General features: G+C 66.3%; 7 protein-coding genes. 1 reads left to right on the top strand and 6 read right to left on the bottom strand.

The window, feature by feature from the left end; genetic code table 11:
• Positions 1-62 precede the first annotated feature (62 nt).
• The 6 genes from ACMZPQ_RS12960 to rpmH all read right to left on the bottom strand — a co-directional run bounded on the left by ACMZPQ_RS12960 (position 63) and on the right by rpmH (position 7,801).
• Positions 63-1,169: a glycerophosphodiester phosphodiesterase gene (locus ACMZPQ_RS12960; protein WP_197581218.1), complete on the bottom strand. Its 1,107-nt coding sequence runs from the start codon at positions 1,167-1,169 to the stop codon at positions 63-65.
• Positions 1,170-1,304: 135 nt separating this feature from the next.
• Entirely contained in the window at positions 1,305-2,654 is a 1,350-nt protein-coding gene (gene mnmE / locus ACMZPQ_RS12955; RefSeq protein ID WP_197581220.1) for a tRNA uridine-5-carboxymethylaminomethyl(34) synthesis GTPase MnmE, read from the bottom strand.
• A gap of 3 nt (positions 2,655-2,657) precedes the next feature.
• A complete protein-coding gene (locus ACMZPQ_RS12950) occupies positions 2,658-5,330 on the bottom strand; it encodes a polysaccharide deacetylase family protein (protein WP_197581223.1) in 2,673 nt (890 codons plus the stop codon).
• A 115-nt stretch (positions 5,331-5,445) separates the two neighbouring features.
• Positions 5,446-7,161, bottom strand: a complete 1,716-nt coding sequence (gene yidC / locus ACMZPQ_RS12945; protein WP_197581226.1) for a membrane protein insertase YidC — start codon at positions 7,159-7,161, stop codon at positions 5,446-5,448.
• Positions 7,161-7,655, bottom strand: a complete 495-nt coding sequence (gene rnpA, locus ACMZPQ_RS12940; RefSeq protein ID WP_006479316.1) for a ribonuclease P protein component — start codon at positions 7,653-7,655, stop codon at positions 7,161-7,163. Before rnpA ends, yidC begins: the two co-directional genes overlap by 1 nt.
• 5 nt (positions 7,656-7,660) lie before the next feature.
• Complete coding sequence (gene rpmH, locus ACMZPQ_RS12935; RefSeq protein WP_005411729.1) at positions 7,661-7,801, bottom strand: 50S ribosomal protein L34; 141 nt, start codon at positions 7,799-7,801, stop codon at positions 7,661-7,663.
• A gap of 255 nt (positions 7,802-8,056) precedes the next feature.
• On the opposite strand from rpmH, the gene dnaA reads away from it, so the two are divergent.
• A complete protein-coding gene (dnaA, locus tag ACMZPQ_RS12930; RefSeq protein WP_197581229.1) occupies positions 8,057-9,388 on the top strand; it encodes a chromosomal replication initiator protein DnaA in 1,332 nt (443 codons plus the stop codon).
• The last annotated feature ends 84 nt before the right edge of the window (positions 9,389-9,472 follow it).

The following is a 9,472-nucleotide window of genomic DNA, read 5'->3' as shown; positions in this document are numbered from 1 at the left end:
CCCAGGGATTCCCACCGAAGGTTCATGAGGTTGCCGCCCAGCGGCCGGCACTACCGGGAGAATCAGTTCCCCGCCGCACCCATGCCATCCACCGCCTGCCGGCCCAGTGCCGGGTCATCGGTGAAGAACGCATCGATGCCGGTGGCCAGGTAGGCGCGCATCTCGGCGATCGACCCTTCGGCGTTGCGCGCGGTGTCGGCGCCCTTGCGCAGGTTGCTGGCCTGGAAGTGGTTCTCCGGGCGGAAGGTGTACGGGATCACCATCAGCCCCACCGCATGCGCATCGCGCACCAGCGAGGTGGGCGTGCCCAGCGCCCCCTTGGCGTCCAGCGGAATGATCGAGCGCAGCTCCGGACCGATGCTGTCGGCGTAGGCCGCGATGTCCTTCAGCCCGGCCGGGGTCATCATCTGCGCGTAGGTCAGCTTCCCACCGGCCTTGGCGATGTCGGCCGGCTGGGTGTCGCCCTTCCACAACAGCTGCAGCAGGCGGATGTTGCTGTCGCGCGGGATCTTGCCGCGCAGGTAGCGCAGATTGGCGGTCTCGAACGACTGGATGGTGACCGGGCCGACGTTGGTATAGGCGTTGCCGCGCAGTGCAGCCAACAGCTTGTCTTCCATCGGCAGGCCGATCGACTGGAAGTAGGTCGGGTGCTTGATCTCCGGCACCAGGCCGATGCCACGGTTGGCACGCCCGGCCTGCTGCACCAGGAAAGCGAGGATCTCGTCGAGGCTGGCGATGCGGAACTGGCCGTCGTAGGCGGTGCTGCGCAGTTCCGGCAGGCGCTCGCGCGCGTACAGCGTCTTCAGCTCGGCCAGGGTGAAGTCTTCGGTGAACCAGCCGTCAACCTTCTGCCCGTCGATGACCTTGCTGGTGCGGCGGCTGGCGAACTCCGGATGCGAGGCCACGTCGGTAGTGCCACCGATCTCGTTCTCGTGGCGGGCCACCATCACCCCGTCCTTGGTCATCACCAGGTCCGGTTCGATGTAGTCGGCGCCATCGGCAATCGCCTGCGCATAGGCGGCCAGGGTGTGCTCGGGCAGCAGCGCGCTTGCACCGCGGTGGCCATAGACCGACACCTTGTGTGCGGCCGGGGTGGAAGATTCGGCACTCATGGCCACCGATGGTGCCACGGCCAGCGACAACAGCAACGCACAACCCCACGACTTCACTGCGACTTCCCCAAGCGGTATGTGATGGGCGTCAGTATGCGGCGGCAATGTGACAGGCGGGGGAAGCACGGGGTCAGATCCCGCAGGCGCTCTGACCCCCACACCCATCAGCCGAGCATGGGCTCGGCTCTACAGTCATTTGCCGATGCAGAAGCTGGAGAAGATCCGTCCCAGCAGATCATCGGCGCTCATCTGCCCGGTGATCTCACCCAGCGCATCGTGCGCCAGCCGCAGTTCCTCGGCCGCCAGTTCCAGGTGTTCGTGGGCCAGCTCCCCATCGGCGCGCTGCGCATGTTCCTGCGCGCGCTCGATCGCATCCACATGGCGGGTGCGCGCGGAGAACTCGCCGTCCACCTGCTCCCCTGCCCCGGCCGACGCAATCGAGCGCAGGCGCGCATGCAGGTCGTCGAGCCCGGCACCGGTCGCGGCCGAAACGAACACGCGATCCGGATCGTCCAGCGTCGGCAGCGCCGTCAGCAGGTCCGATTTGTTGTGGATGTAGACCTTGTGCGGCACCGCGCTCACCGCCTCGCCGAGAGCGGCTTCACCGGCCGCCGGGTCGCGTGCATCCAGCACGATCAGCGCCAGGTCGGTGCGCTCGATTTCCACATGGGCGCGACGCATGCCTTCGCGCTCGATGGCATCGCCGCCGTCGCGCAGGCCGGCGGTGTCGACCAGGGTCAGTTCCAGGCCATCCAGGCGGATGGTCTCGCGCAGCGTGTCGCGGGTGGTGCCGGCGATGTCGGTGACGATCGCACGCTCGCTGCCAGCCAACACATTGAGCAACGAACTCTTGCCGGCATTCGGTGGCCCGATCAGCACCGCGTGCAGGCCATCGCGCAGGCGGCGGCCACGTTCTGCATCGCGGCGCAACAGGGCCAGGTCGGCACGCGCCTGTTCCAGCCCGCGCCGCACCTGCGCGCCACCGAGCGTATCCAGCGGTTCGTCGGCGAAATCGATGGCCGCTTCCACATGGATGCGCAGCAGCACCAGCTGTTCGAGCACCGCCTCGATGCGCCGTGAAAACACGCCATCCAGTGAACGTCGTGCAGCGCGCGCGGCGCGGTTGTCACCGGCGGCGATCAGGTCGGCGATGGCCTCCGCCTGGGCCAGGTCGAGCTTGCCGTTGAGGAACGCCCGTTCGCTGAACTCACCCGGCCGCGCCTGGCGCGCACCCAGTGCGATGCAGCGTGCGACCAGCTGCTGCAGCAGCACCGGGCTGCCGTGTCCCTGCAGTTCCACCACTTCTTCGCCGGTGAAGCTGTTGGGCGCGGGGAACCACAGCACGATGCCATCGTCGATCACCTCATCGTCGGCGTCGCGCAGGCGCGCGTAATGCGCATGCCGCGGGCGCAGTGCAGGCGCACCCAGTGCGTTGGCGATGGCCGCAGCGCGCGGGCCGGACAGGCGCAGCAGGCCGACGCCCCCGGCGCCGGGAGCACTGGCGATGGCCACGATGGTGTCGGTGTGGATCGCGGTGTCCATGGCTCAGAGCTTCTCCAGCTGCGTGCGCGCCTGCGCCGCCCCACTGCCCTGCGGCTGCAACGCCAGGTAGGTGCTGTAGGCCTGCTTGGCTTTTGGCTTGTCGCCTGCGTTGAAGTAGGCATCGCCCAGGTTGAGATAGGCCACGGCGCGCGAGGGATCGATCTTCAGCGTGTTCTCCAGCCAGCGCGCGGCTTCGACGTAACGCTGCTGGCGGTAGTAGACGAAGCCAAGGTTGTTTGCCGCCTGCGCGAAATCGGGGCGCAGCTTCAGCGCCTCGGTGAACTGCGCCACCGCTTCGTCGTACTGCTTTTCGCGGTACAGCAGCAGGCCGCGGTCATTGGCCTGCTGCGCGCGCTGGCGGTCCGAGGCCGGACCGGCAGCGGGCACCACCAGCCTGGCCTTGCCGCCCTGCAGGTCGGGCACGGTCACCGGTGCCTGCGTGCCCTTGGCCTCGCTCGCAGCATCCACCTTGTTGTTCAGCGCGATCGCATCGGCGGTCAGCTGGCGCGTATCGGCGGTGAGGAACTCCTGGCTGTCGGGCACCTGGAACACGAACTCGCCGCCCTGCGAACCGGGCAGGCTGCCGAATGCCGGGGTCTGGTGCGAAACCGCCGACACCGCCGGGGCCACGTAGGCGGCCAGCTCGGTGCCGGTGATCAGGCCATCGCCATTGAGGTCGCCCTTGCCGGCCAGCGCCTGCAGCAACACCCAAGTGAAGACCGAGTGGCCGTTCGGGCCGGCATCGGCCACCTGCTGGTCGGCACCGCCGGCGGTCAGCATCTGCCGCGCGCTGCGGCGCGCGTTCTCGCGCAGGAATGAGGACGACGAGGGTCCGCCCCGGGTCAGGCCGAGGCCGCTGTAGCAGGCATCCATCACGAACATCACGTGCTTGGCCTGCATGCTCTCGGCGATGTTCTGGATGTCGGTCATCGCGATCGCGTCGGTGGCGAACTCCTTCGGGTCCGAGTCCACCGGGATGATGTAGCCGAGGTCACGCCCGGAGGCGAGCTGGCGCGTCGCGCCATGGCCGGCGAAGAACACGAACACGCGATCGTTCTTTCCGGTGCGGTCGTCGGCCAGTCGGTCATGGAAGGCGGCCAGGATGTTGTTGCGGGTCGCCTGCTCGTTCTTCAGCACGATCACCTGCGAGGCCGGGAAGCCGAACTGCCCGGTCAGGGTATCGGCCACCGCCTGCGCATCGTGGCTGGCGTACTCCAGCTTCGGCCACTTGGCGTAGGTGTCGATGCCGACCACGATCGCCCACGACTTCTCGTAGCCGGTGGTGACCATGGCATCGCTGGCCGCACCCTTGCGGGCGCGGCTGACGCTGAAGTCGCGGCCGTTCCACCCGGCGAACTGGTAGCCATCGGCAATCAGGCGGTCGAGGATCTGCGGCAGTGCCTTCACTGCGCGGTCGTGGATGTCATGGAACAGGATGATGCCGCGCTGTTCCTTGTTCACCTGGTCCAGCACGCGTTGCACGATCGATTCCGGCACCGGATCGGCCCAGTCCATCGAATCGATGTTCCACATGATCGACTTCAGGCCCGCCTCGTTGAGCAGCTGCAGGCCTTCGGCGTTGCGCGCGCCATAGGGGAAGCGGAACAACGGTGCACGCTTGCTGTCGACGTCCTTCAGCAGTGTGTCGGTGTCCAGCACCTGCTGGCGCAGCGCATCGCCGGTGGTGCGCGACAGCTGGGCGTGGGTCAGGCTGTGGTTGCCCACCGCATAGCCCTCTTCCATCAGGCTGCGGCTGATCTTGGCCATCGGCCCGAGGCTGACCTTGCCGTCGCTCTCGACCTTGCCCAGGTTGCGGCCCACCTCGAAGAACACGCCCGGCACGTCATAGCGCTTGAGGATGGCCACCACTTCATCAGTGTAGGCCTTGTGCGGGCCGTCGTCGAAGGTGAGCACCACGGTCTTGGCTGGCAGATCGCGGCCGAAGATCTCGCGGTCGCTATCCTTCATCGACATCGGGTACGGCTCGACCACGCCGTAGTCGCGCAGGATCGCTTCGCGGCTGTAGTCCTTGCGCAGGTGGGCGATGTAGTCCTCCCACTTTTCACGCTTCAGGTCGATGGCGCGGGTGCGCTCGAAGCGGCTGAAGATGCGGGTCAGTTCCTGGTTGTAGTTGCGCTCGATTTCATCGAGTGCTTCCAGGTCTTCGCCGATGCGCTGGTGCAGTTTCACCGCCGGCAGCGACGAATCGGTACCGACCCGTTCGTGCAGATCGCGCAGCACTTCGCGGAAGGCCAGGCGATCGGCGTCGAACAGTTCCGGTGCCGACTCGATGTAGTCCAGTACGGTGCCGAGGGTGGCGAAGCGCTGCGGGCTGCTCCCGCGCAGCAGGGTGTCGAACTGCGCGGCAATCGCCGTGCGCTGTTCGAGGCCGTCGTGGAACAACTGCTGGCCAACACGCGTGGAAGTACCACGGTCCGCGGCACTCTGCTGGTCTTCGTCGGCCAGCAGCACGATGATCCGGCGGTAGCCGTCCAGCTGCTTCTGCAGCGCGCCCAGCAGCGGTGCGGCGGCCGGGTCGGCCGCGGCGGCGGCCTGTGTGCTCGGCTGGGTCACCGCATTCGCTGGCGCCTTCGCGTCCTTGTCGCCACAGCCGGCAACGACCAGGGTCAGCAACAGCGAAGGAAGGAACAGGCGGAACGACGACGCACGCGGCATGGCGGACTCGGAGGTGGCAGGAGCGGTGTGCGGGGAATTCTAACGCCGCATGCGAAAAGCCCGCCTTGCGGCGGGCTTCTGCTGAGGTCAGCCGGCCAGCGGCCGGCTCTACCGATTACTTCTTCTTGACCGGAGCCGGGGCGGTGGTGGCCGGGACAGGATCGCCGCCATGGCGCTTGGTCATCCACCACTGCTGCAGCAGGCCCAGGCCACCGTTGACCACCCAGTACAGGACCAGGCCGGACGGCATGAAGGCCATCATGACGCCGAACACCAGCGGCATGAACTGCATCATCTTCTGCTGCATCGGGTCCATGCCCGGTGCCGGCGTCAGCTTCTGGGTGAACCACATCACTGCCACGTTGATGACCGGCAGGATGAAATACGGGTCGCGTGCGGTCAGGTCCTGGATCCAGCCCAGCCACGGCGCCTGGCGCAGCTCGACCGACTCCACCAGCACCCAGTACAGGGCGAAGAAGATCGGCATCTGGATGAGGATCGGCAGGCAGCCGCCCATCGGATTGATCTTTTCCTTCTTGTACAGCTCCATCATCGCGGTCTGGAACTTCTGGCGGTCATCGCCATAGCGCTCCTTCAGCTGCGCGATGCGCGGCTGGAAGCGACGCATCTTGGCGCCGCTCTTGTACTGCACTGCCGACAGCGGGTACAGCACCAGCTTCAGCAGCACCACCAGGCCGACGATCGCCCAGCCCCAGTTGCCGACCAGCTTGTGCACCTGGTTCAGCACCCAGAACAGGCCCTGGCCGATCACCGCCATCATCGAGAAGCGGCTGTAGTCGACCACGCGGTCCAGGCCCGGCACGTCTTCCTTGGCGATCAGGTTGACCAGCTTCGGGCCCACCCACAGGCGGGCCTCGGTGCTGGTGGACTGGCCCGGGGCCACGGTGAAGGCCGGGCCGCGCGCTTCGATCAGGTCACGACCGGCCACCTGCGACAGCACGTAGTGCGCGGTCTGGTCCTTCTGCGGGATCCAGGCGGTGAAGAAATGGTGCTGCAGCATCGCCAGCCAACCGCCGGTGATGTTCTGGTTCAGCGTGCCGTCTTCCAGGTAATCCTTGAACGCACGACGCTGGTACTTCTTGTCGTTGTCGTACCAGGTGGCGCCGTTGAAGCTGAAGGAGTCCGGGTTGGTCATGCTCCGCGACAGGATGGTCGGGGTGCGGTCCAGGGTGCGGTAGACGTAGCCGTTCCACGGCGCGGTGCCGGTGTTGCTGACTTCGTCCTTGAAGCGCACCGCGTACTCGTTGCGCGAGACGGTCAGGGTGCGCTTGATGGTCACGCCGTTGTCGGCGGTCCACACGAACGGGATCTGCAGCTCGTTCTGGCCCTTGGCCAGCACGAAGTCGTTGGTGTCACCGACCAGCTTGAAGCCGTCAGCGCCCGGGACCGGAGTGTTCTTGTCTTCGCTGGCCCAGCCGCTGATCGCGCTGTACGGATGCGCGGGGTCTTCGGTCAGCAGGCGCACCGGCGGGCTGCCTTCGTCCTTGGTCTGCGGGAACTGCAGCAGCTCGGCGTCGAGCACGCGGCCGCCATCGAGCACCAGGCGCAGCACGTCGGTGGTGACGGTCACGCGCTGGCTGGCCGGGGCGGCGCTGGCCTGGGCCTGCACGGCAGCCTGGCCGGGGGCGCCCGGAACCTGGGCACTTGGGATGGCGCCCGGGCTCGAACCCGGAACGCTCTGTGCGGCGGCCGGGGCCGACGTGGTCGTCGGTGCCGGGGTCGGAGCAGCCTTTTCACGGCTCCACTCCATCCACAGCAGCACGGCCACCATCAGCCAGGCAAAAATGAGGAATACGCGGGTCTGGTTCATCAGCGGACAGGCTCGGCGGGGCCGGGACGCGATGCCGGCTCGGTCAAAGAAGGAGTTGCGATGCCATCAGGCGGCGGCATTGTGCCGTCCACGCCCGGCGTGGGCAATGCACGCAGGCGACGCAGCAGGCGCAGGAAGGCCTGGCGGATCTCGTCGTTGCTGGCAGAACGCGCAGCACTACGAGCCACGACGACGAAGTCGCCTGGCTGGATTTCGGTACGTGTCTGACGCAGGATGTCGCGCAGGACGCGCTTGATCCGGTTACGCCCGACGGCGTTCGGATCAACCTTGCGGGAAACCGCCAGACCCAGCCTGGCCGGCCGGTCAGCCGGCAGCCAGTGCAGGGTCATCAGCGGATCGGACACACGGCGGGCGCCGTTGAAGACCGTTGAGTATTCGGCACGCGTGCGAACCCGCGCAGAGCGAGGGAATCGCTTGCGCGGGTCTGCAGTATTCACTGTCGAAGGGATTGCGTCTGCCGCGAGGTGCGGCATGGCAATCAGGCGCTCAGGACTTTGCGGCCCTTGGCGCGGCGACGCGACAGGATCTTGCGGCCGTCAGCGGTCTTCATACGGGCACGGAAGCCGTGGTCGCGCTTACGCTTGAGGTTGCTGGGCTGGTAGGTGCGCTTCGTGGCCATTGGGGGCCTCTCGTATGAATGGGACGGAAAGAACCGGAAATTCTAGAGAGGTACCCCGCCCCGAGTCAAGCCCTTGGAGCTACGCCAATTCACTGGCCTGTGCAATAGCTGTGGATGTTTTTGTGAATAAGTAGGGGACAAGCATTCCGAAGGCGGGCGCTCGGTGGTAGTCTGAGCCATCCATTTCCCCCCTTTCCGGCCTGTGTTTGGGCGCCTTGTCGCGTCCATGCCCCGGCCACCGGACGATTATTGCTGATGGATGCTTGGTCCCGTAGTCTCGAGCGCCTCGAAGCGGAGTTCCCGCCGGAAGACGTTCACACCTGGTTGAAGCCGCTGCAGGCCGATCTGCGCGTGGACAGCCTGGTGCTTTATGCACCGAATGCCTTCATCGTCGACCAGGTCCGCGAGCTGTACCTGGCCCGGATCCGCGAACTGCTGACCCATTTCGCCGGTTTCAGCGACGTTTTTCTTGAAATCGGCTCGCGCCCACGGCCCGCGGAGGCGCAGAACGCGCCGATTTCCACGCCGTCGGCGCAGGTGTCCAGCGAACCGCAGGTGCCGTTCGCCGGCAACCTGGACAATCACTACACGTTCGCCAACTTCGTTGAAGGCCGCAGCAACCAGCTGGGCCTGGCCGCGGCCTTCCAGGCGGCGCAGAAGCCGGGCGACCGAGCGCACAACCCGTTGCTGCTGTACGGCGGCACCGGCCTGGGCAAGACCCACCTGATGTTCGCTGCCGGCAATGCCATGCGCCAGGCCAATCCGGGCGCGAAGGTGCTGTACCTGCGCTCGGAACAGTTCTTCAGCGCGATGATCCGGGCCCTGCAGGAAAAGACCATGGATCAGTTCAAGCGCCAGTTCCAGCAGGTGGACGCGCTGCTGATCGATGACATCCAGTTCTTCGCCGGCAAGGACCGCACCCAGGAAGAGTTCTTCCACACCTTCAACGCGTTGTTCGATGGCAAGCAGCAGATCATCCTGACCTGCGACCGCTATCCGCGCGAGGTCGAGGGCCTGGAAGCGCGCCTGAAGTCGCGGCTTGCCTGGGGCCTCTCCGTCGCGATCGAACCGCCGGACTTCGAGACGCGCGCGGCGATCGTGCTGGCCAAGGCGCGCGAACGCGGTGCCGAGATTCCCGATGATGTTGCGTTCCTGATTGCCAAGAAGATGCGCTCCAACGTGCGCGACCTCGAAGGTGCGCTCAATACCCTGACCGCCCGCGCCAATTTCACCGGCCGTGCGATCACCACCGAGTTCGCCCAGGAAACCCTGCGCGATCTGCTGCGTGCCCAGCAGCAGGCCATCAGCATTCCCAACATCCAGAAAACCGTGGCCGACTACTACGGGCTGCAGATCAAGGATCTGCTGTCCAAGCGCCGGACCCGTTCGCTGGCCCGACCGCGCCAGGTCGCCATGGCGTTGACCAAGGAATTGACCGAGCACAGCCTGCCCGAGATCGGCGATGCCTTTGCCGGTCGCGATCACACCACGGTGCTGCATGCCTGCCGCCAGATCCGCACCCTGATGGAAACCGACGGCAAGCTCCGCGAGGACTGGGACAAGCTGATCCGGAAGCTGAGCGAATGATGCACGGATGCCGATGAGGCGTCATCGCACAAAACGGTGCAGAATCCGGTAGCAAGCGCGGGACACGTTGTGGATAAAAATGGC

It is taken from the genome of Stenotrophomonas maltophilia (genome assembly GCF_047497515.2).
In the GTDB taxonomy this organism is placed as follows: domain Bacteria; phylum Pseudomonadota; class Gammaproteobacteria; order Xanthomonadales; family Xanthomonadaceae; genus Stenotrophomonas.
This window is presented reverse-complemented; position numbering and strand designations above follow the sequence as displayed.